At 61.2% G+C, this 19,850-nt stretch carries 19 protein-coding genes; 7 read left to right on the forward strand and 12 right to left on the reverse strand.

Annotated elements, in window-relative coordinates:
• Positions 1–75 precede the first annotated feature (75 nt).
• Complete coding sequence (locus BM026_RS29125; RefSeq protein ID WP_170856043.1) at positions 76–231, reverse strand: hypothetical protein; 156 nt, start codon at positions 229–231, stop codon at positions 76–78.
• Positions 232–626: 395 nt separating this feature from the next.
• Positions 627–1,085, reverse strand: coding sequence for an anti-sigma factor (locus tag BM026_RS03110; protein ID WP_092242184.1), 459 nt, complete (start codon positions 1,083–1,085; stop codon positions 627–629).
• A gap of 135 nt (positions 1,086–1,220) precedes the next feature.
• Here BM026_RS03110 and BM026_RS03115 point away from each other — a divergent pair, with 135 nt between their 5' ends.
• A complete protein-coding gene (locus tag BM026_RS03115) occupies positions 1,221–1,793 on the forward strand; it encodes a DUF2780 domain-containing protein (RefSeq protein ID WP_092242187.1) in 573 nt (190 codons plus the stop codon).
• Between the two features lie 195 nt (positions 1,794–1,988).
• A complete protein-coding gene (locus BM026_RS03120) occupies positions 1,989–2,645 on the forward strand; it encodes a hypothetical protein (protein WP_092242190.1) in 657 nt (218 codons plus the stop codon).
• 90 nt (positions 2,646–2,735) lie between these two features.
• On the opposite strand, the gene BM026_RS03125 is transcribed toward BM026_RS03120, so the two are convergent.
• Complete coding sequence (locus BM026_RS03125) at positions 2,736–3,614, reverse strand: acyltransferase (RefSeq protein WP_092242195.1); 879 nt, start codon at positions 3,612–3,614, stop codon at positions 2,736–2,738.
• Between the two features lie 173 nt (positions 3,615–3,787).
• Between BM026_RS03125 and BM026_RS03130 the strand changes: the two genes are divergently transcribed.
• From BM026_RS03130 to creD, 4 genes are read left to right on the forward strand one after another with little or no spacing between them, the layout of a single operon-like run.
• The gene (locus BM026_RS03130) at positions 3,788–4,288 is read left to right on the forward strand and encodes a retropepsin-like aspartic peptidase RloA2 (protein WP_071494368.1); all 501 of its coding nucleotides are present in this window, start codon (positions 3,788–3,790) and stop codon (positions 4,286–4,288) included.
• Between the two features lie 9 nt (positions 4,289–4,297).
• Entirely contained in the window at positions 4,298–4,966 is a 669-nt protein-coding gene (creB, locus tag BM026_RS03135) for a two-component system response regulator CreB (protein WP_092242198.1), read from the forward strand.
• Positions 4,966–6,405, forward strand: a complete 1,440-nt coding sequence (gene creC / locus BM026_RS03140; RefSeq protein WP_092242201.1) for a two-component system sensor histidine kinase CreC — start codon at positions 4,966–4,968, stop codon at positions 6,403–6,405. Before creB ends, creC begins: the two co-directional genes overlap by 1 nt.
• Positions 6,406–6,457: 52 nt before the next feature.
• Entirely contained in the window at positions 6,458–7,831 is a 1,374-nt protein-coding gene (gene creD, locus BM026_RS03145) for a cell envelope integrity protein CreD (RefSeq protein WP_092242204.1), read from the forward strand.
• A gap of 186 nt (positions 7,832–8,017) precedes the next feature.
• Here creD and BM026_RS03150 read toward each other — a convergent pair whose 3' ends face one another.
• The 8 genes from BM026_RS03150 to BM026_RS03185 form a co-directional block, all read right to left on the reverse strand.
• Entirely contained in the window at positions 8,018–8,647 is a 630-nt protein-coding gene (locus BM026_RS03150) for a glutathione S-transferase family protein (protein WP_093527303.1), read from the reverse strand.
• A gap of 34 nt (positions 8,648–8,681) precedes the next feature.
• The gene (locus BM026_RS03155) at positions 8,682–8,858 is read right to left on the reverse strand and encodes a hypothetical protein (RefSeq protein ID WP_092242210.1); all 177 of its coding nucleotides are present in this window, start codon (positions 8,856–8,858) and stop codon (positions 8,682–8,684) included.
• Complete coding sequence (locus tag BM026_RS03160) at positions 8,855–9,949, reverse strand: PepSY-associated TM helix domain-containing protein (RefSeq protein ID WP_093527305.1); 1,095 nt, start codon at positions 9,947–9,949, stop codon at positions 8,855–8,857. The genes BM026_RS03155 and BM026_RS03160 overlap by 4 nt, the downstream gene beginning before the upstream one ends.
• Positions 9,950–10,012: 63 nt before the next feature.
• Complete coding sequence (locus BM026_RS03165; RefSeq protein WP_093527307.1) at positions 10,013–12,442, reverse strand: TonB-dependent siderophore receptor; 2,430 nt, start codon at positions 12,440–12,442, stop codon at positions 10,013–10,015.
• 85 nt (positions 12,443–12,527) lie between these two features.
• Positions 12,528–13,508, reverse strand: a complete 981-nt coding sequence (locus tag BM026_RS03170) for a FecR domain-containing protein (protein WP_071490276.1) — start codon at positions 13,506–13,508, stop codon at positions 12,528–12,530.
• On the reverse strand, positions 13,505–14,023 hold the full coding sequence (locus BM026_RS03175; protein WP_092242219.1) for an RNA polymerase sigma factor: 519 nt from the start codon (positions 14,021–14,023) through the stop codon (positions 13,505–13,507). Before BM026_RS03175 ends, BM026_RS03170 begins: the two co-directional genes overlap by 4 nt.
• Before the next feature lie 133 nt (positions 14,024–14,156).
• Positions 14,157–14,864, reverse strand: a complete 708-nt coding sequence (locus tag BM026_RS03180; RefSeq protein ID WP_092242222.1) for a 3'-5' exonuclease — start codon at positions 14,862–14,864, stop codon at positions 14,157–14,159.
• Positions 14,861–16,783: a putative nucleotidyltransferase substrate binding domain-containing protein gene (locus BM026_RS03185; RefSeq protein WP_170856044.1), complete on the reverse strand. Its 1,923-nt coding sequence runs from the start codon at positions 16,781–16,783 to the stop codon at positions 14,861–14,863. The genes BM026_RS03180 and BM026_RS03185 overlap by 4 nt, the downstream gene beginning before the upstream one ends.
• Positions 16,784–17,029: 246 nt before the next feature.
• Between BM026_RS03185 and BM026_RS03190 the strand changes: the two genes are divergently transcribed.
• Complete coding sequence (locus BM026_RS03190) at positions 17,030–17,476, forward strand: response regulator (RefSeq protein ID WP_058426679.1); 447 nt, start codon at positions 17,030–17,032, stop codon at positions 17,474–17,476.
• A gap of 149 nt (positions 17,477–17,625) precedes the next feature.
• Here BM026_RS03190 and BM026_RS03195 read toward each other — a convergent pair whose 3' ends face one another.
• On the reverse strand, positions 17,626–19,803 hold the full coding sequence (locus BM026_RS03195; protein ID WP_093120794.1) for a malate synthase G: 2,178 nt from the start codon (positions 19,801–19,803) through the stop codon (positions 17,626–17,628).
• Positions 19,804–19,850 lie beyond the last annotated feature (47 nt).

The following is a 19,850-nucleotide window of genomic DNA, read 5'->3' on the forward strand; positions in this document are numbered from 1 at the left end:
TATTTGAAGCTGCCAGAAATTGCATACGCAGGTACAGAAAGGGCGACAGGGCATCGCCCTTTTTGCGGCAATTTTTTAAGCCTGCAATCGCCGGCTGATGACATCGAGCAAATCGCAGCCGTCGCACAGCGGAATGGCGCATAGCAGGTCGAAGTCCTGGGGGACGAGGGTGTCGGTGTGCAGGGATGGGGTGGCGCTGTCGTGGCCGGTGAGCGGCATGTATCGGTTCATGTTTTGAACCCATTCAAGTAGAGGTGGGCTACACATATATTCGTCGCCAAACGAATTGGGTGGCAGCTGTACGCAGGTTGGCGAACCGGGAATGGAACCGCAGACCCGAAGGTCTCCCGCGCACAGCCACCATGAAAGCGGCTATTGCGGACGCAAAAGGGCCTGCAAAAAAGCAGAAGCTTTTGCACCATTCACCGGGTCGCCAAACCCGTGTCGCCATGTGGACGACGGCCGAACTATAAAGCGCGATCCCTTGCCACGAGCAAGTCACCCAGGCACTGAATGTCAATGTGGGAGGGGGCTCCGATGGCGGTGGCTCAGTCAGTAAAGTTGTGACTGAACTACAGCTATCGGGAGCAAGCCCCCTCCCACATGGGTTTGTGGTGTTTGTGGAATCAGCGAGTGGCCAGTGCGCCCTGGTAGACGGTCGGCCCCGTCGGCTGTTTGCTGATGGAACCACCCTTGGTCTCCGAACTCACCATCAACTCCACCGGCTTGCGGATGCTTTTCTGCTGGCGCGGGTTGAGTCCGATAATGCCTTTGCCATCTTCCGGCAACAGCCCCAGGGAAACCGGCGTGCTGCCTTCTGGAATGGCCCATAGTTCCAGGCTGCGGTCCGGCTCCGGGGCCGCCGTGGCGATCGGTTCAACTTCGAGGTAATCCTTGTGCGCAATGATTTGAGCGGCCGGCTGCTGGGCCGTGGTCACCAGGGTGGCGGCGGACTTGACGTTATCCTGGGTGTAGAGCGCGCCACCGAGGCCGGCGACGATGGCCATGCAGGCGCCGATAAACACACGTGGGCGGCTCCAGAATGGGGACGTTGGCTCAATCACTTGGGGGCGTGTGGCGCTCATATGGCTATTCCTGGCTGTGTTGAAGTCATTTCATGGACTCTGGTATTCCCCTTGGGTTCCTCGGCCCGCCCGGAACAATGCGTCGGATACCCAGTCAAACGCCTGCTTTCACCCCTACACCCAGAGGTTGTTTCGATGAAGATTTCACGCGGTTTCGCCCTTTCCTGCCTGATGACCCTGGCAGCCGGCCCGGTGCTTGCCGCAGGGTTCAGCCTTGGCGACGCGGCCAATGCCATTTCCGGCATGCAGGGTGGTAACAACAAGGCAGCGGCAGCAGCGCCGTCGTCCGAGACGGCCGGGTTGCTGAGCGCCCTGACCTCGCAACTGAACATCACCCCCGAGCAAGCGGTCGGCGGTACGGGCGCAATGCTGGGCCTGGCCAAGAACAAATTGAGCGGCAACGACTATTCGCAACTGGGTAATAGTGTGCCTGGCCTCGACCAACTGTCGGGGAATAATGCGTTGGGCAGCCTCGGGGCCTTGAGCGGGATGCTCGGCCAGGCTGGCGGTAGCAAGACCAGCGGCCTGGATGGCCTGCTGGGTAACGTGAAGAACACCAACGACCTGAACACCGCGTTCAGCGCCCTGGGCATGGACAGTGGCATGGTCGGCCAGTTTGCCCCGGTGATCCTGCAATACCTGGGTGGTCAGGGTGCCAGCAGCTCGGTGCTGGGCAAGCTGGCCAAGGCCTGGGGTACAGGCGGTTAATCGCCCTTTCTCCAAGGAGTGTATTTCCTGTAATTATTTCTGCGTCATTATTCATGATGAGTTGGATTATCGGCGCAATGAGTTGTAGTAAAGCGGTAGGAACGGTAGGAAGTCTGAGTGCCACGCAGTTGTACCCTTCGCAGCATCACTTCGGTGCTGTTTGAAGGGCAAATCGACTGAATTAATGGTGAACTAATGACATCTGTTAATCCGCAGCAAACAACGCTTCAGAATCAATATAACCAGATTGGCGCCAACTTGCAGAGCACCAAGCCTGTGCTGACTGCCCCCAATTTTTTGCGTGATATGGGGTTGAACGCGAACTTACTGCACAACTTGCGAAATGACTTGGACGCGGTGATTAATGGGTCGGTCCCTGACCGGGCACTCACTAATTTGGTGGCTGGGTTTCAACAACTCCTGACTTCTTTTAGTGGCGGGGCCAAAGAGTGGCCTGCAGACAAAGTGATCCCTGAAGGCGGTAAATTCTTTGTGAAGGGCAGTGACGGCCTGCTAAAAGAAATCACCCCGCCCAAAGAGTGGCCTGCAGACAAAGGGTTCCCCGAAGGCAGTAAATTCTTTGTGAAGGGCAGTGGCGGCCTGCCAAAAGAAATCACCCCGGCCAAAGAGTGGCCTGCAGACAAAGTGATCCCTGAAGGCGGTAAATTCTTTGTGAAGGGCAGTGACGGCCTGCTAAAAGAAATCACCCCGCCCAAAGAGCGGCCTGCAGACAAGGCGTTGCTGGAAGCTAGGGCTGCTGTAGACGACATCTCGCAGGCAGCGGAAAACTTGCGCTCGGGTTTGAAGCCTCTTCTTAGCAATTCGTTTTTTGCTAACAGCCCTGAGCAATGACGAGATACTTTTTGCAATAGCATAAACTCGCAGGCTTGAACTTTAGTTTTGAAACAGTAGGGTTTAACAGCCCTACTGTCTTTGACACTTTCATTTGAGAAGGTTTTGAATGCGCTGATCCTTCTCGCCCCAGAGCTGGTTGACCCAGTCCTGGACGGTCTGGCGAAATGCCGGATCATTCTCGTAATCTCCTTGCCACAGCGCCGGGTCCAGCTCACGGGTGCGGATATCGATGATCACCTTCGGTACCGATCCGCAAATCAAATCCCAGAACCCTGGAATCCTGTCTTGCGGGTAGACCACCGTCACATCGAGCACAGCATCCAGTTGTTCACCCATCGCCGCCAGCACGAATGCCACACCGCCTGCCTTGGGCTTGAGCAAGCGGGTGAAAGGTGAGCCCTGCTGTTTGCGCTTGGCCTCGCTGAACCGCGTACCTTCCAGATAATTGACCACCGTCACCGGCTGGCGCTTGAACAGCTCACAGGCCTCTTTGGTGATCTTCAGATCCTGCCCCGCCAGTTCCGGATGCTTGGCCAGGAATGCCTTGGTGTAGCGCTTCATGAACGGGTAATCCAGCGCCCACCAGGCCAGGCCCAGGAAGGGCACCCAGATCAGCTCTTTTTTCAGGAAGAATTTGAAGAACGGCGTACGCCGGTTGAGGGCCTGGATCAAGGCCGGGATGTCAACCCAGGATTGGTGGTTGCTGATCACCAGGTAACTGGTGTCACCCCGCAGATCGTCGCCGCCGCGAATGTCCCACTGGGTCGGGATGCACAGCGAGAAAATCAGCTTGTCGATCTCGGCCCAGGTCTCGGCGATCCACATCACCGCCCATGACATGTAGTCACGCAAGCGCCCCGGGGCTACCAGCTTGAGCAGGGCAAACACCATCAACGGGCCGAACAGCACGAGGGTGTTGAGCAAGAGCAGCAGGGTGACGAAACAGCCGGTGAGCAGGCGGCGCATAAGTAACTCTTGGAATCTTGTGGGCGGGACATCATAAGCAAGGTGAGTCTAGAGGCCAAATCGCAAATCACCGTACGAATGTTTCACAATGTGCCGGGTATGGTGGGGTTAGCTAACTAACCGGCGCTTTTGCGGTCTAGAATCCGCCTACTTCTTTCCGAGGACATCACTTCGTGAAACTGTTTCTTGCCTCCCTCGCCCTGGTTGCCCTGCCGGTCATGGCCGCCGAGCCGACCCTCTACGGTCGCTACGAATACATCCAGTTGCCGGAGATCGGCGAAACCTTCAAGGCCAAGATGGACACTGGCGCGCTGACCGCCTCGCTGTCGGCCCGCGACATCCAGACCTTCACCCGTGACGGTGACGATTGGGTGCGTTTCCGCCTCGGCGGCAAGGACGCGTCCGATAAGGTCTACGAACACAAAGTCTCGCGCATCAGCAAGATCAAGAGCCGCGCCGACGAAGACGAGGACAAGGACGAAGCCACCGTGGCCAAGCGCCCGGTGATCGACCTGGAAATGTGCCTGGGCGACGTCAAGCGCACCGTTGAGGTCAACCTCACCGACCGCAGCAGCTTCAACTATCCGCTGCTGATCGGCGCCAAGGCTCTGCGCGAGTTCGGCGCTGCGGTCAACCCGGCGCGTCGCTACACTGCTGACAAACCGGACTGCTGACCGACCACCATGCCCCACATCCTGATTGTCGAAGACGAAGCGGCGATAGCCGACACGCTGATATTCGCCCTGCAAGGCGAGGGCTTCACCACCACCTGGCTGACACTTGGCCAGGCGGCGTTGGAGCATCAACGCCAGACCCCGGCCGACCTGATCATCCTCGACATCGGCCTGCCGGACATCACCGGGTTTGAAACCTGCAAGCAACTGCGCCGGTTCAGCGAAGTGCCGGTGATGTTCCTCAGCGCGCGGGATGGCGAGATCGATCGGGTGGTGGGGCTGGAAATCGGCGCCGACGATTATGTGGTCAAGCCCTTCAGTCCTCGGGAAGTGACGGCGCGGGTCAGGGCGATCCTCAAGCGCATTGGCCCAGGAGCTGCGCCGGTGGTGTTCCAGGTAGACCTGGAGCGCATGCAGATCATGTATCGCGGCCAGCCATTGAGCCTCACGCGTCACGAATTCCGCCTGCTGCAAAGCCTGCTGGAACAGCCTGAACGTGTATTCAGCCGCGAGCAGCTGTTGGACGCGGTCGGCGTGGCGGCGGATGCCGGTTACGAACGCAACATCGACAGCCATATCAAAAGCCTGCGCAGCAAGTTACGCAGCGTGGCTGCGGACGCCGAGCCGATCCAGACCCACCGCGGCCTCGGCTACAGCTACAGCCCGGGCAACAGCTGATGCGCCTGGGGCTGCGGATCTTCCTGGTATACGCGCTGTTTATCGGCCTGACCGGCTACTTCGTGCTCAGCACCGTGATGAAGGAAATCCGCCCTGGCGTGCGCCAGTCCACCGAAGAAACCTTGGTGGACACCGCCAACCTGCTGGCCGAAATCCTGCGCGACGACGTGAAGAACGGCACCCTCGGCCAAAGCCACTGGCCCGAACTGCTCAAGGCCTACGGCAATCGCCAGCCGGGCGCGACCATCTGGGGATTGCCGAAGAACCAGGTCAACCACCGCATCTACGTGACCGACGCCAAGGGCACCGTGCTGCTCGACTCCACGGGTGAAGCAGTGGGGCAGGACTATTCCAAGTGGAACGACGTGTACCTGACCCTGCGTGGCGAGTACGGTGCGCGTTCCACTCGCAGCGAGCTGGATGACCCCACTTCCTCGGTGATGCACGTGGGTGCACCGATCCGTGACAACGGGCAGATCATTGGCGTGGTCACCGTGGCCAAGCCGAACAGCTCGTTGCAGCCCTACGTCGACCGCACCGAGCGGCGCCTGCTGTGGTACGGCGCGGGCCTGGTGATTCTCGGCCTGTTGCTCGGCGCGCTGCTATCGTGGTGGCTGAGCGTTGCGCTGCGTCGTTTGACGGCCTACGCCGAGGCGGTCAGCGAGGGCCGGCGCGCCGAGCTGCCGCATTACCGTGGCGGTGAACTCAAGCAGTTGTCCACCGCTGTCGAGCACATGCGCACGCAACTGGAAGGCAAGGCTTACGTCGAACACTACGTGCACACCCTGACCCACGAATTGAAGAGCCCGCTGGCCGCGATACGCGGCGCGGCAGAGCTGTTGCAGGGCGACATGACCCGTGAGCAACAGCAGCGTTTCGTCGGCAATATCGACAGTGAAAGCGCGCGCCTGCAGCAGTTGATCGAACGCCTGCTGAACCTGGCGCAGGTCGAGCAACGCCAGGGCCTGGAAGAGCAGGTGAGCATCCCGCTGGCAGCCATGGTCGATGATGTGCTCAAGGCGCAATGTGCGCGGATCGAAGGCGCCGGGTTGCACGTCGATCAGGCGATTGCGGCGGATGTGAAGGTGTACGGCGAACCCTTTCTGCTGCGCCAGGCCCTGGGCAACTTGCTGGATAACGCCCTGGATTTCACACCGCCTGGCGGCACCTTGAAATTCAGCGCGCAGACCCGGCACAACGACGTACAGGTGAGCCTGTTCAACCAGGCTGCGCCGATTCCCGACTACGCCCTGCCGCGCCTGAGCGAACGGTTCTACTCGCTGCCACGCCCGGCCAGTGGCCGCAAAAGCACCGGCCTGGGCCTCAACTTTGTCGAGGAAGTGATGAAGCTGCACGGCGGCGCGTTGCAGATCGGCAACGTGCAAGGCGGCGTGCAAGTGGTGCTGCATCTCCACACAGTCTCCACATTGCCCACATAAATCTCCCACACAGGCTGCCCAGACTCTCCTCCATCCAAACAGGGAGAGACCCATGAACCGCAGCCTGCTTTTCAAACTTGGCGCGATTGCGCTGCTGATCCTGCTGTTGCTGATTCCGTTGCTGATGATCAACGGCATCATCAGCGACCGCCAGCAACTGCGCGATGGCGTCCTGATGGACATCGCCCGCAGCTCCAGCTACGCCCAGCGCCTCACCGGCCCGGTGATGGTGGTGCCGTATCGCAAGACCGTCCGCGAGTGGAAGCTCAACGAAAAACTCAACAAACGCTACGAAGTCATCCGTGAAGAGCGCGGCCGGCTGTATTTCCTGCCGGACCGTTTTGAACTCGACGGCAAGGTGCAGACCGAACTGCGCGCACGGGGCATCTACCAGGCGCGGCTGTTCCACGCCGACAACCGTATCAGCGGACGTTTCGAATTGCCCGCGCAGTTGGGTATCACCGAAGACTTCGCCGATTACCGCTTTGAACCGGCGTTTCTGGCGGTGGGCATCAGCGATATTCGCGGCATCGAAAATGCGTTGAAGCTGGAGCTGGGCAGCCAGCAGCTGGAGTTCGAACCGGGCTCCCAGGTGGACTGGCTGGGTGAAGGCGTGCACGTGACGCTGCCGGAGCAGGACAGCAAAAAGCCCAGTGTCGTGGACTTTGCCTTCGACCTGCGCCTGCAAGGCACCGAGCAATTGCAAGTGGTGCCGGTGGGCAAGACCAGCCAGGTATCACTCACCTCCAACTGGCCGCACCCCAGCTTTATCGGCAACTTCCTGCCGGCGCAACGTGAGGTCACCGATAAGGGGTTTACCGCCAACTGGCAGACCTCATTCTTCTCCACCAACCTCGAACAGGCTCTGCAAACCTGCCTGGACGGGCAGGGCTGCAATGACTTCAACAACCGCAGCTTCGGCGTGAACTTCATCGATCCGGTGGACCAGTACCTCAAGAGCGACCGTGCGATCAAATATGCGCTGCTGTTCATCGCCCTGACCTTTGCTGGCTTCTTCCTGTTCGAAGTGCTCAAGAGCCTGGCGGTGCACCCGGTGCAGTACGCGTTGGTGGGCTTTGCGCTGGCGTTCTTCTACCTGCTGTTGTTGTCGTTGTCCGAGCACATAGGCTTTGCCCTGGCCTACCTGACCTCGGCCAGTGCCTGTGTGCTGTTGATCGGCTTCTATGTGTGCCATGTGCTGCGCAGCGTGGCGCACGGGCTGGGCTTCTCGGCGGGGTTGGCGGCGTTGTATGGCTTGCTGTACGGGTTATTGAGTGCCGAGGACTACGCGTTGCTGATGGGTTCGTTGCTGCTGTTCGGCCTGCTGGGCACGGTGATGGTGTTGACGCGCAAGTTGGACTGGTATGGCGTGGGCAAGCGCAAGGCGGCCGAGCCGTTGATGTTTGACCTGGAGGCGGTGCAATGATCGGGTTACGCGAGGATCAGCAAGTGGGGGCGCAATTAGCCGCAAGGATCGCTACATTCCTCAATACCACCGCCGTTCAATGTGGGAGTGGGCTTGCCCGCGATAGCGGTGGTTCAGAAACAGCTGTGCTGAATGACATACCGCGATCGCGGGCAAGCCTGCTCCCACATGGGGTCGGTGTGAATATCAGGTCGGCGGCTGGGTCTGCAGCATCGAAGGCCGCTGGCTGACCTCGGCGTACCAGGCGGCAAGCTGCGGGTTGTCCAGGCGCCATTGCATATCCGGGTGGCGGAAGTCGAGGTAACCCAGGGCACAAGCCACGCTGATGGCGGCGATATCGAAATGGCTGGCCAGTTCGGCAATCGCGTCGGCTTCCAGCTCGGCGAGGGTGCGACGGATCTTGTTGCGCTGTTCGTCGAGCCACTGGTCCCAGTGTTTTTCCGCCGGGCGCAGGGCGGTTTCGTAGCGCACCAGCACGGCGGCATCCATGATGCCATCGGCCATCGAGGCCAGGGTCAGGCGGCGCCAGCGGGCCGAGCCGTCGCGGGGGATCAGCGGGGTGCCGGCGTGCTGGTGGTCGACGTAATCGAGGATCACCCGGCTGTCGTGCAGTACTGAACCGTCGGCCAGGCGCAGGGCCGGGATCTTGCCCACGGGGTTGCCTTCTACCACCTGCGCATCCGGGTTGACCGGGGTCGGCATGCAGCCGTACAGGGCGACGCGATCCTGCTGGCCGGTTTCAGCCAGCAGCACGCGAACCTTACGAACGAACGGTGACGCGGGGTTGTGGAACAAGGTCATGCTGGGAGCGGACATGGGCATTCCTCTGAATGGGCTGCGCTAATCTATCTCACCGTTTGATCAAGGCCCAAGTACCAATTGCAGCGGGGATGCCCAGCCCGAGCCAACTGAGCGAGTCCCACAGCCCATCCCCGAGCAGCGCCGCAAACAACCCGGCGGCGCTGAGCAGGCCGATCCCCAGAGGGATCCCGAAGACCTTCCAGAAACTCGACTGACGTGGCTTCATGTTCGGCGCCTTACGATCCACAGGTAGATCCCGCTCACCAGCACGATGATGGTCAGCCCATCCAACACCGCCCACAGGATCTTCATCGGCATGCCGCCGTAATCGCCAAAGTGCAGCGGCTGGGACATGCCCATGGCGTCCATGTACCACGGCCGTTCGGCGACGGCGGTGACAGCCAGGGTGCTGGCGTCGATCAGTACCGGCGTGAGCAAATGCGAGGTGAGGTGGGTGCTGCCTTTCATGAACACCGCGTAATGGTGTTCGCTGGAAAAGCGTGTGCCGGGGAAGGCGATGAAGTCCGGCTCCATGCCGGGGGCGGCCTTGGCGGCAATCGCCAGCAGTTCGGTGGCCGGTGCGCGTTGGGTCAGGGGCGGGGCGTTTTTGTAGGGTTCGATCATGGCGCTGAGGCTGTCCTGGCGCCAGGCGGCGATGATCAGGTCGGCGCAGGCGCTGATCACGCCAGTCACGCCCACCACCAGCGCCCAGGTCAGGGTGACCACGCCGATCAGGTTGTGCAGGTCGAGCCAGCGCAGGCGGGTGGACTTGTCCTGGCGTACGGTGGCGAACTTCAGGCGGCGCATGAACGGCAGGTACAGCACCGTGCCGGAGATGATCGCCAGCACAAACAGAACCCCCATGAACGCCAGCAGCAACTTGCCCGGCAGGCCAGCGAACATATCCACATGCAAGCGCAGCAGGAACATCGTGAACCCGCCGTTGGCCGCCGGGGTTTCCATGGCTTGGCCGGTGCGCGCGTCGAGCAGGAAGGTGTGCGACGAGTTGGGTTCGGTGCCGGCGGTGGCGGCCATGATCGCGATCACGCCGTTCTTGTCGTCTTCGTCCCAGGCCAGGTACTGCATGGCGTCGCCGGGGCGATGGGCCTGCGCGGCGCTGACCAGTTGCTCCAGGTTGAGCTGCGGCGTGTCGGCGGGCATCTGCGCCAGCTCGGGCTCGTTGCCCAGCAGGTGGTCGATCTCGTGGTGAAACACCAGCGGCAGGCCGGTGAGCGCGAGCAGCAGCAGGAATACCGTGCAGATCAGGCTGGTCCAGGTGTGGATGAAGGACCAGCGGCGGATGGTTTTGCTTTTCATGTTTTCAACCTTCAGACACACCAAAGCCGCCCATTGGGGCGGCCCGGTGGTTAACTCAGCCGATTACCACTGGTAGGTGGCACTGGCGACGACGCTGCGTTGGTCGCCGAAGTAGCAGTAGGAACCGTCACAGGTGGAGATGTAGTCCTTGTTGAACAGGTTAGTGGCATTGAATTTGACCGAGGCGCCTTTGAGGCTGTTGTCCAGGCGACCCAAGTCGTAATGCACCGCACCGTCGAAAACGGTGTAGGCGTTGGCTTTGCCGAGCCAGGTGTTGCCCTGGTCGCCGTAGGTGTTGCCGGTGTAGCGCGCGCCGAAGCCGATACCGAAGCCGTCCAGTACACCGGTGTGCCAGGTGTAGTCGGTCCAGAGCGACGCTTGCTGATTTGGCATCAGTTGCAGGCGGTTACCTTTGAAGTCGCCTTTTTGGACTTCGGATTTGGCCAGTGTGTAGGCGGCGATCACCTTGAGGTTTTCGGTCACGTCAGACACGGCTTCCAACTCCAGGCCTTTGACTTTCACTTCGCCGGTCTGGTCGGTGACCGCCTGGCCGCCTGCACCTGTGCTGGTGACCAGCACGTTTTTCTGGGTCAGGTCATACACCGCCGCACTCAACAGGGTGTTGGAACCGGGTGGCTGGTACTTGATCCCGAGTTCCCACTGCTTGCCTTCGGTTGGCTTGTACGATTTGAGTGGGTCTACGCTGGCGTTGCTCGCTGGCTGGAAAGATTCAGCGTAGGACAAGTACGGCACAAAGCCCGAGTCGAACACATAGCTCAACGCTGCGTTGCCACTGAAGTTCTTGCTGCGGTCGGTGTTGGTGACGTCGTTCTTATTGAAGTAGGTCGTGCCCTGATGGACCCAGTCTTCACGACCGCCCAGGGTCAGGCGCCAATTGTCCAAGGCCATCTGGTCTTGTACGTAGAGGCCGGTCTGGATGGTTTTCTGGTTGTAATCGTAATACGCATCGGAGCGTGGAGGACGTACGACCGGCGTGGTGTTTACAGGATTGAAGATGTTGACGGTGCCTGCTCCGCCGTAGATCGACAGGTATGACGTATCGGTACGCTGGTGATCCAGGCCCAGCAGCAGGGTATGCGTGACATCGCCGGTGGCGAAGTCTGCCTGGAAGTTGTTGTCGACTGCGAACTGGCCGATGTTCTCGTCGACGTTGGTCGAGGTGCGGCCAATGTTACCGGCAGCGTCAACCGGGTAATAGGCATAAGCGCCCACGGTCAGTTGCTGGAACGACAGCTCCGACTTGGTGTAGCGCAGGTTCTGTTTGAACTGCCAGGTGTCGTTGAAGCGGTGCTCGAACGCATAGCCCAACGCGTAATAGGTGCGGTCGTAAAACTCGTAGTCCGGGTCGCCCAGGTTCTTGTGGTGGGACACATCGCCCAATGGCGATTTGATCTTGGTGCCCACGATAGGCAGGAACTGACTGGTGGCCCCCGTATCGTCACGAGTGAACTGCGACAGGAAGGTCAGCTTGGTGTCCGGGTCGATGTTCCAGGTCAGGCTGGGCGCAATGTTGTAGCGCTTGTTATCGATGTGGTCGACCTGGGTGCCGGCATCCCGCACCACGCCGCTGAGGCCATAGAGGAACTGGCCTTCGTCATCGATCTTGCCGGTGCTGGCGAAGTTGATCTGGCGGTAGTTGTCGCTGCCGTATTGCACCTGTACGGCATTGCTCGATTCAGCACTGGGGCGGCGGCTGACCATGTCCAGCAAACCGCCCGGCGGGGTCTGGCCGTAGATCGACGAGGCCGGGCCGCGCAGCAGGGCGAGGCGGTCGAGGTTCCAGGTTTCGGCTTTCGGGTTGGCGTACACACCGCGTGGCAGCGGCAGGCCGTCGAGGAACTGGGTTGGTTCGAAGCCGCGCACGCGCATCCAGTCGTAGCGGGTGTCGCTGCCGTAGCTGGCGGACACGATGCCGGGCATGTATTTGACCGCATCGTCCAGGTTCTGCACGTTGCGGTCCTGCATCTGCTGGCGCGTGGCAACCGAGATCGAACGCGGCGCCTCGACCAACGCGGTGTCGGTCTTGGTGCCGGCGGCAGTGCGCTTGGCCAGGTAGCCGTCGACCGGGCCCCAGGCGCTTTCATAGCTGTCCTGGCCGGTGATATTGGTGGTCGGCAACGCTACGACGCCTTCCGGAATTGCCACCAGGGTGTAGGTTCCCGCACTGCTTTGTTCCAACTGCAGTCCCGTCCCTCGCAACGCCTCACGCAGCGCGCCGGGTGCGTCGAACTGGCCCTGGACCGGCGCCGAGGTCTTGCCCGATGCCAGTGCCGGGCTGAGGGTCAGTGCCAGGCCGCCCTGGCTGGCAATCTGGTTCAGGGTGCTGGCCAGTGGCGCCGCCGGCAGGTTGTAGGCGCGCACGCTGGACGCCTGTTCGGCGGCGATCAGCGACGTGCTGGCCAGCGGGGCGCCGAGGGCAATGGCCACGGCTAACAGGCTGGGGCGCAACAAGGTGTCTAGCGTGCGGGACATAGGGCGGCTCCTGAATGGAAGTAATTCGCAATTGCCTATGTGCCGAACGAGAATCAGAAAGTGATAGGGCGGGGGGAAATATTTTTTATTTGGCGGCAGGTGCCTTGCCAGTCACCGTCACCCACCACGGCGTGTGCTGCTCGATCTGCACCGGCAGGGTCGGCAGCAGAGCATTAAGCGCCAGCGTGGTGTCGCGCAATGGGAAGCTGCCAGTGATGCGCAGGTCGGCCACGTTTTTATCCACACCCAGGTAACCGGTGCGGTAGCGGCTCAATTCCTCGATCACATCGCCCAGGCGGGCGTTGTCCACCACCAGCATGCCGCGGGTCCAGGCGTCGGTGGCGGGGGTAACGGCCAGCAGTGGGCCGAGGCCGTCGCTGCGCATCAGCACTTGCTGGCCGGCCTTGAAGATTTGCTCCTGATGCAGCGCCTCGGGCTGGGCGGCCACCGCCGATTGCAGCACGCTCAAGCGCGTGGCGTCGTCTTCACGCTTGACGATGAACCGCGTGCCCAACGCCCGCAGGCTGCCGTCGCGGGTTTGCACATAGAACGGGCGGGCATCGTTATGGCCGGTCTCGACCAGGATCTCGCCTTCCTGCAATACGATCAGGCGACGTTTTTCATCAAAACGCACGTCGATGGCGCTGTGGGTATTGAGGTTGATCAGCGTACCGTCCGCCAGCTTCAGCGTGCGCTGTTCACCCGTGGCGGTGCGTTGGTCGGCCAGCCAATAGTGGATCGGCACATAGCGCTCGCCGGCAAACAACGCCAGCCCGATCACCAGTGCAATGCTCGCCAGCCCACTGCCCAGCTTGCGCACGCGTTGGCGAATGCCTTCGCGCGATTGCAACAACGCCACCCGCGCCGGGCCCGAGGCCATGCTGAAACGCTGGTCGAGCATGCCCAGTTGGCGCCAGGCGCGGGCGTGCTCTTCATCGCTGGCCAGCCATTTATCGAACTCTTCGCGCTCAATGGCGCTGCCGTCGCCTGAATCAAGGGACAGCTGCCAGGCAATCGCCGCATCCAGCACGCGGGCCGACACGGGTTTGGAACTGATCACCGTCACAGCGGCTCGCCATACAGCGCGATGTAGCACTGGCGAATGCCCTGGGCCAGGTACTGGCGCACCCGGGGTACCGATACGCCCAGGCGCTGGGCGATTTCCGCGTGGCCCAGGCCGTCGAGGCGGTTATAGAGGAAGGCGGCGCGGGCCTTGCTCGACAGCTTGCCGAGCAGACGGTCGATGGCCTTGAGGTCTTCGAGGATCAGTTGCTGTTCTTCCGGCGAGGGATGTTCGCTTTCCGGGATCAGCATCAGTTCGGTGAGATACGCCTGCTCCAGGGCGGCGCGGCGGAAGTAGTCGAACAACAGGCCCTTGGCGATCGCCACCAGAAAGGCCCGTGGCTCGCGGGGTTCGCGCAGCTCATCACGGCCGAGCAGACGTATGAAGGTGTCCTGGCTCAAATCCTCGGCACGGCTCGGGCAGGCGACGTTGCGTCGAAGCCAGGCCAACAGCCAGCCACGATGGTCGCGATACAACGCACCAACAAGCTCACTGCGTGGGTTCTGGATCGACGACAAGGCATCACCTGATAAACGCGATGTTTAAACTAACGAGAATTATTCGCGATTGTGTCAGAGCCGTGGGGTGGGCGCAATTGGCGTCTGTCGGTTTGTACCGGGGCAAGCCTGCTCACCACAAGGATCGGCGGCCTTAGAAAGAGGGCGCGTGTTTACGCCGTTTCCATTGGCTCAAACGCTCTAGCAGTGCTTGTGGCGTGTCGATGTGCTGCGCCCGTGCGCGGCTGAACAGGATCAGCATCAGCTCCGCCGTGGCCAGGGCGTCGGCGCTGGCGTGATGGCGCTCGCCCACGTGCAGATTGAAATGGTTGATCCAGTCGTCCAGCCCGGCCTCGCGGATATGCGCGTCGGGGCACAGCAAAGGGGCGATGTCGGCCACGTCCAGGAACGGGTGGGCCAGGCGGTAACCCAGGCTGTCCTTGAGCGCCCGGCACAGCATGTGTTGATCGAATGGCGCATGGAAGGCCAGCAAAGGGCTGTCGCCGACGAACTCCATGAAATCCAGCAGTGCCTCGGCCGGGTCGCTGCCGGCGGCAATGGCACTGGGGCCGAGGCCGTGGATCAGTACGCTGGGGCTGAGTCTGGTCTCGGCGCGTTGCAGGGTGCGTTCGAACATCTGGGAGAAGTCCACCGCACCGTCCTCGATCACCACCGCGCCGATGGACAGCACCTGGTCGCGATTGAGGTTCAGGCCACTGGTTTCCAGGTCCACCACCACCCAGCGCTGGCTGCGCAAAGGTTCGTTGCCTAGAGGCGAAGGCTTGCACAGTCGCTCCAGACGCTGTTGTTGCGTGCTGTCGAGCCCCGGTTTTTTCGTACGCAGCCAGTTGAACAAGCTCACAGCTGATACCGCAACGTCAGGCTGCTTTGCAGGCGTTGGGCCTGGCGCAGAGATTCCCGCAGGATGCGCCGGTCCAGATGGTTGAGGCTGTCGGGGTCGACGCGGTTGGAATACGGCTGGTTCTCGCGGGTCTGCAACTGGTGCTGCTGCATGCGGGTTTGCTGGATAAAGTGGTAGGCCTCTTCGTAGGCGGCGCCGTCCAGGGGCTCGATCACTTCCTTGACCACCAGTTGGCGCAGGCGCTCCAGGGTGTTGTTGGCGTGGATGCCATTGGCCAGGGCCAGCAGGCGCGCGCCGTCCACAAATGGCGTAAGGCCCTGCACCTTGAGGTCGAGGGTGGCTTTCTCCCCCCCTTTACGGGTCAGCACAAACTCGCGGAAGCGTCCTACAGGTGGGCGCTGGCGCAACGCGTTCTCGGCCAGCATGCGTTGGAACAACCGGTTGTCCGCGACCTGATCCAGAATGCCCTGGCGCAGTTGCTCGCAGCCACGCTCGTCGCCCCACACCACCCGCAGATCGAAATAGATACTGGAACCCAGCAGATTCTCCGGCGTGGCCTCGCGGATAAACGCTGCGAAACGGCGCGCCCACTCAGCCCGCGACAGGCACAACTCCGGGTTGCCGGCCATGATATTGCCCTTGCACAAGCTGAACCCGCAGAGCGCCAGGCTCTGGTTGATCTGCTGCGCCAGCGGCAGCAGCCGGCCACGCATCTCGGCCGCTTCGGCGGCGTCCTTGGCATCGAACAGGATGCCGTTGTCCTGGTCGGTATACAGCGTCTGCTCGCGCCGGCCTTCGCTGCCAAAGCACAGCCAGCTGAATGGCACGCCGGGGTCGCCTTTCTCGGCCAGGGTCAATTCGATCACCCGGCACACGGTGTGGTCGTTGAGCAGCGTAATGATGTGGGTGATCTGGGTGGACGACGCACCATGTGCCAGCATGCGCTCCACCAATTGGCCGATTTCGCCGCGAATCGCCACCAGGTTGTCTACCCGCGGTGCGTTGCGGATGGTGCGCGCCAGGTGCACCAGGTCTACCCGTTGCAGGGAAAACAGGTCGCGTTCGGACACCACGCCGCACAGGCGCTGCTCCTTGACCAGGCACACATGGGCGATATGCCGCTCGGTCATGGCGATGGCCGCGTCGAAGGCGCTGTGGTCCGGGGTCAGGAAAAACGGTGCCTGGGTCATATGGCCTTCAATGGCCCGGCTGAAATCGCTGGTGCCATCGGCCACCACCTGGCGCAGGTCGCGCAGGGTGAAAATCCCCAGGGGCGCTTTGTGTTCATCGACGATCACGATACTGCCCACCTGCTGCTCATGCATCAGCGTAACGGCCTCGCGCAGCGGTGTGGTGGGGCTGCACGTTACTGGGTGGCGCATGGCCAATTCACCCAGGCGAGTGTTCAGGGAGTATTGAGTGCCGAGGGTTTCCACCGCCTTTTGCTGCACTTGCTGGTTGACCTGGTCCAACAGGCTGCTGACGCCGCGCAGGGCAAAGTCGCGAAACGGGCTGGACAGCGCGAACAGCTTGATAAACGCCGGTTTGTTCAGTTGCAGGCAGAAGGTGTCTTCGGCGGCCTTGTGCTCGGTGCGGGTGGCCCGTTCGCCGAGCAGGGCTGCCAGGGGGAAGCATTCGCCCGTGGTGATTTCAAAAGTGGTTTCGGCGCTGTCCGGCCGCTCGCCCACGACGCGACCCTGCTTGACGATATAAAAATGCTCTACCGGGCCGCCCGACGGTTTGAGGATGCTGTCGCCGGGGCTGTAGAAGCGTAACTGGCACTGTTCCACCAAAAACGCCAGGTGCGCGTTTTCCATCTGGTTGAACGGCGGGAAACGTTGCAGGAATTGCAGGGTGCCGTGGATATTTTGCAGTACAGCAGTTTTCCCCGCCTGGGCGTAGGCATCAGCTTTACTCATAACAGTGACCGCAGTTTTTTTGTCGTTATCGTCCCTCATGGTCGACTCCTGCGCAGCGGGTGCCCATTGGACGTAAGTCTAGGTCGCTGAAAACACCATAGAACTAGGGAAAAACCTTACATGACTATCGTCCAAACCCCGTAGAACACCCACTAGTCAAACTTTCCGACGAAGTGCACATTGATCGCCCTTCCGCAGATGTCTGACGAGTGTGCTGGGAGCTAGATGAGAATTGCTGAGAACCGTATGTCCGACCACGATATTTTGAGCGATGCCGAGCGTGAGGCGCTGAGCGCCGTGATGCTGGAGCCTGATTTACCGCCACAACGCGTGTTGATTGTTGACGATGACAAGGACGCGCGTGAACTGCTGGCGGAAATCCTGGGGCTGGACGGTATTCGCTGCATGACAGCCGACAGTGGTGAGGCGGCGTGGGATTTGTTGAAGTCCAGCAGCTCTATCGGTTTGTTGATCACTGACCTGCGCATGGCGCCCAGCAATGGCCTGGAACTGATCCGACAAGTGCGTGAATCCACCCGGGCGGCGTTGCCGATCATCATCATGTCGGGGGACGCCGAAGCGCCGGACGTGATCGATGCGATGCACTTGAGCGTAGTGGACTTTTTGCTCAAGCCGATTGATAGCGTGAAATTGGCAAAGATGGTGAAGCGGGAGTTGGGGATGGCGTCCTGATTCTGCGGTGTCTATAACGGCCTCATCGGGGGCAAGCCCCCTCCCACATGTTCTATTAGTTGTGGGAGGGGGCTTGCCCCCGATAGCGCCAGTTCAGCCACCACAACCCTAAAGAAAAAGCCCCGATCTCTCGATCAGGGCTTTTTGATTTACAGGCCGTTTTTAGCCTTGAACTCCCGACGCCGACGGTGCAACACCGGCTCGGTGTACCCGTTCGGCTGCTTGGTCCCTTCAATCACCAACTCCACCGCTGCCTGGAACGCGATGTTGCTGTCGAAATCCGGCGCCAGCGGACGATACAACTTGTCCCCGGCATTCTGACGGTCCACCACCGGCGCCATGCGCTTGAGGCTTTCCATCACCTGGGCTTCGTCGACGATGCCGTGGCGCAGCCAGTTGGCGATGTGCTGGCTGGAGATACGCAGGGTGGCGCGGTCTTCCATCAGGCCCACATCGTTGATGTCCGGCACTTTCGAGCAGCCGACGCCCTGGTCGATCCAGCGGACGACATAACCCAGGATGCCCTGGGCGTTGTTGTCCAGCTCGTTGCGGATCTCTTCGTCAGACCAATCGGTGTTGCTGGCCAGGGGAATGGTCAGGATGTCGTCCACCGACGCGCGCTCGCGCTTGGCCAGCTCGGCCTGGCGGGCGAACACGTCGACCTTGTGGTAGTGCAACACGTGCAGCGCCGCCGCCGTAGGCGATGGCACCCACGCGGTATTGGCGCCGGCCAGTGGGTGGGCGATTTTCTGTTCGAGCATCGCCGCCATCAGGTCGGGCATCGCCCACATGCCTTTACCGATCTGCGCACGGCCTTGCAGCCCGGTGCTCAAACCAATATCGACGTTCCAGTTTTCGTAGGCGCCGATCCATTTTTCCGCCTTCATCGCCGCCTTGCGCACCATCGCGCCGGCTTCCATGGAGGTGTGGATCTCGTCGCCGGTACGGTCGAGGAAGCCGGTGTTGATAAACACCACGCGCTCGCTGGCGGCCTTGATGCAGGCCTTGAGGTTGACCGTGGTGCGGCGTTCCTCGTCCATGATCCCGACTTTCAGCGTATTGCGCGGCAGCTTCAGCACGTCTTCGATACGGCCGAACAGCTCGTTGGTGAACGCGGCTTCTTCCGGGCCGTGCATCTTTGGTTTCACGATGTACACGGAACCGGTGCGGCTGTTCTTGCGGCTGCTGTTGCCGTTGAGGCTGTGGATCGCGGCCAGGCTGGTGATCAGCCCGTCGAGAATGCCTTCCGGCACTTCGTTGCCGTCTTTGTCGAGGATCGCGTCGATGGTCATCAGATGACCCACGTTGCGTACGAACAGCAGCGAACGGCCATGCAGCGTCACGTCCTGGCCATTTACGCCGGTGTACACGCGGTCGGCGTTCATGGTCCGGGTGAAGGTCTTGCCGCCCTTGGACACTTCTTCGGCCAGGTCGCCCTTCATCAGGCCGAGCCAGTTGCGGTAGATCACCACTTTATCGTCGGCATCCACAGCGGCGACGGAGTCTTCGCAGTCCATGATGGTGGTCAGCGCGGCTTCCACCAGCACGTCTTTGACGCCGGCGGCGTCGGTCTGGCCGACCGGGGTGTTGGCGTCGATCTGGATTTCGAAGTGCAGGCCGTTGTGTTTCAACAGGATCGCAATCGGCTGGGCGCTGTCACCCTGGAAGCCGATCAGTTGTGCGTCGTCGCGCAGGCCGCTGTTGCTGCCGCCCTTGAGGCTGACGATCAGCGTGCCATCGACGATCTTGTAGCCGGTCGAATCCACATGGCTGCCGGCGCTGAGCGGTGCGGCTTCATCGAGGAAGGCGCGGGCGAAGGCGATCACCTTGTCGCCACGGACTTTGTTGTAGCCCTGGCCCTTCTCGGCGCCGTCGGCTTCGCTGATGGCGTCGGTGCCGTACAGGGCGTCATACAACGAGCCCCAACGCGCATTCGAGGCGTTGAGGGCAAAGCGCGCGTTCATCACGGGCACCACCAGCTGCGGGCCGGCCATGCGGGCGATCTCGTCATCGACGTTTTGGGTCGTGGCCTGGAAATCCGCGGCTTCTGGCAGCAGGTATCCAATGTCTTGCAGGAAGGCTTTGTAAGCCACCGGGTCGTGCGCTTTACCTGCGTGAGTCTGGTGCCAGGTATCGATCCGCGCTTGGAAATCGTCGCGTTTGGCGAGTAGGGCTTTGTTCTTCGGTGCCAGGTCGTGGATGACCTTGTCGGCACCGGCCCAGAACTGGTCGGCAGTGATGCCGGTACCGGGAATGGCTTCGTTGTTCACGAAGTCGAACAGGACTTTGGCGACCTGCAGGCCACCGACTTGAACGTGTTCAGTCATTGCTTGCCTCACTCTGCGGAGCTTATGCGCTTTTTCAGATTTTCATT

Source organism: Pseudomonas sp. NFPP24 (genome assembly GCF_900112095.1).
Classification (GTDB): domain Bacteria; phylum Pseudomonadota; class Gammaproteobacteria; order Pseudomonadales; family Pseudomonadaceae; genus Aquipseudomonas; species Aquipseudomonas extremorientalis.